This window comes from Marinobacter sp. (assembly GCF_039977835.1).
Lineage (GTDB): Bacteria > Pseudomonadota > Gammaproteobacteria > Pseudomonadales > Oleiphilaceae > Marinobacter.
Genome location: NZ_JBDWCL010000056.1, coordinates 1 through 2706 on the forward strand (window position 1 = coordinate 1; position 2706 = coordinate 2706).

General features: G+C 48.2%; 1 protein-coding gene. It reads left to right on the forward strand.

What is annotated here, in order from left to right; all coding sequences use genetic code 11:
* Positions 1-155 precede the first annotated feature (155 nt).
* Positions 156-2129, forward strand: coding sequence for a penicillin acylase family protein (locus ABJM11_RS16470; RefSeq protein ID WP_348292926.1), 1974 nt, complete (start codon positions 156-158; stop codon positions 2127-2129).
* Positions 2130-2706: the final 577 nt, after the last annotated feature.

The following is a 2706-nucleotide window of genomic DNA, read 5'->3' on the forward strand; positions in this document are numbered from 1 at the left end:
TTATCTGGAGCACCTAAAAGTGCCATAGAGGCCAATCTGGACTCCCTGATGACCACCTAACGGTCAAACTCGGGAAACCAAGCGAACAGACAACGTTAAATAACGCCTGTCAGGTGCAAGTCCGACAGGCTGCTAGCGAGATCAGAAACTTGTCGTTGCTCAAAGATCTGCAAGCAGATTTGGGTGATTCGGATGGACTCGCTATGTTCAACCAGCTTCGCTGGCTTGAAGACCCACTAGCGCCAACAACCGTGCCGCGAGTGCCTGGGGTAAACAGTTTCGGACTAGCTACAGGTGATGAGAGCGCTCAGCTATCCTCGAACACTGAGACGAATAATGAGGAGCAAAAGATTTATAATCAATTGGCTCCTGTCTCGGAGAACTTATTAACTGCGTCCACCGTTCAAGAGGCGGCCTTCAAAGGAATTGTTACCCCCGAGGACAGACCGGTGGCCAGCAATCTCTGGATCATTGGGCCCAATCGCACAGCAGACGGTTCAACTATTTTCAACAATGGCCCACAGTTTGGCTGGTTCAATCCTGCTTATACATACAGCGTTGGACTTCATGGTGCGGGCTATGACGTTACCGGAAATACTCCTTTTGCCCTCCCTGTAATTCTATTTGGCACGAATAACCAAATCACATGGGGCGCGACAGCCGGCCCATTGGACGTGAACGATTATTACCAACTTGAACTAAATCCATCGGATCAGTACCAGTATTTCTACAATGGTGAATACCTCGACATGGATAAAAGAAGCGAGGTTATTCAGGTCAAGACCGATGAAGGAATTCAAGAGGAGACGCTGGATATTTACTACAGTGTTCATGGCGTAGTGACCAGCTTTGACCCCAATAACAACACTGCTTATGCCTTCAAACGCAGCTGGAGTGGATACGAAATCCAATCCCTCATGGGATGGATTCACTCTATGAAAGCAGAGAACTGGGAGGAGTGGCTCGCAGAAGCTGAAAACGTCGCTACAACCATCAATTGGTATTATGCGGATGCCGAAGGAAATATCGGCTACGTTTCACCAGGCTACCTACCAATAAGACCTGCAAACCAAGATATCCGTCTACCAGCGGCAGGGGATGGATCGATGGAATGGCTGGGCATCCGTCCGTTCGACGAGGTACCTAAGACCTATAACCCGAGCCAAGGCTATATCGTAAACTGGAATAACCAATCCACTCCGGGTGAAGTTGGCCTCGGTGACGGAGCAAATTGGTCTGTAGTGGACCGAGTGAACGAGTTCATTGCTCGCATTGAGGAAAAACCTGTCTTGACGCCAGACGAAGTGTGGGATCTGAACCGGCAAACAGCGCTATCCGACACCAACGCACGTAACTTCATTCCTTACATTGTCGAGTCAGTGCAGGAGCTACCTAATGATGATCCAGTGCGGCTGGCAGCAGACTCACTTTCTGAATGGTCTATGCTAAACACCAATCCAGATTTTGATGGCTTTTACAATGAGCCTGAAGCAACACTGTTCAGAAAATGGCTAACAATCGCTTATGACGCGGTGTTAGCTGATGACATCCCACAATTCGCGTATTCATCCAATCCTGGGTATCCAGTAGAGACTTCTGGGGGAAGCATTCGCCCGGGTCAAAGCAGTAAATACCTGTATAACGCTTTACTCGGTGAGGATGCCGGTGTTGAGCAAACTTTCGATTTCTTTAATGGGGCAACTTATGAGGGAAAACTCACGATCGTAAGAGAGTCCCTTGCAGAAGCAATCTCTCAGTTGGAGCAGGAATTTGGCACGGATAGAGCCACTTGGCTCACACCAGCGGCTGTTCATCGCTTCAGTACTCGTAACTTTTTGGGTGTGCCGCAAGCCAACCAGTCAGAACAATTGGAGCTCCCAACATACATGAATCGAGGCACCCAGAATCATCAGGTAACATTCGATGATTCGGGGAATACCGAGATGTGTACAGTTGCACCTCCCGGTCAGAGTGGCTTTGTTGCACAAGATGGCACCAAAAGTCGGCATTATGATGACCAGCTGATTCTCTTCAGGGATTGGGGCTGTAAGGCTGAATACTTGAACCCTGAGGATGTCGCAGAAAATGCGGATACGGAAATACAGCTTGAGGTAAGCCGAGTTCAATGAGGTTTAGCTAATTCAAAGTACTAAACTCTGAAAGTTCCGGAAGGGGCCCCATAGATTTGGGGTCCCACTCTTAATCACTGTTACCCTGAACCCTCTCAAACATCCAAAGGTAACGCGATTAACGCTTTACCTACCTTCTTTTTGGTGCTAAATCTGTTGCCGTGGCTCGATAAGCCAACGTTTTAATTTACCTTTTTTGGAAAATCTCATGCTATCCGTGGAAAGCCATGAGATATCTCGTCTTATCATGGCCAGCCAATGTCGAAATTTTAGCGGCCCCATCCCAAGTAATTGATTTCAAATATCCTCGAGTCTCACCTTAACGTTGGACTGACAAAAGTTCAGGTGAAGGAACGAAAAGATCCTTTTAAAACACCGAGAGCCATCGCCGGCTCAAACTCCCTAATTTCGAGCAAAACCTGAAATAGGACTTCCAATGTCAGGCAAAACCGTAAACAGTGCAATCCTACTGCTGGTGATCGGCAACGCCATGGCATTGATCAGTGACGTCTTCATCAAACTGATGGAACCCGGCGCGCCGATCTTCCAGTTTGCCTTCCTGCGCTGCGTCATCACC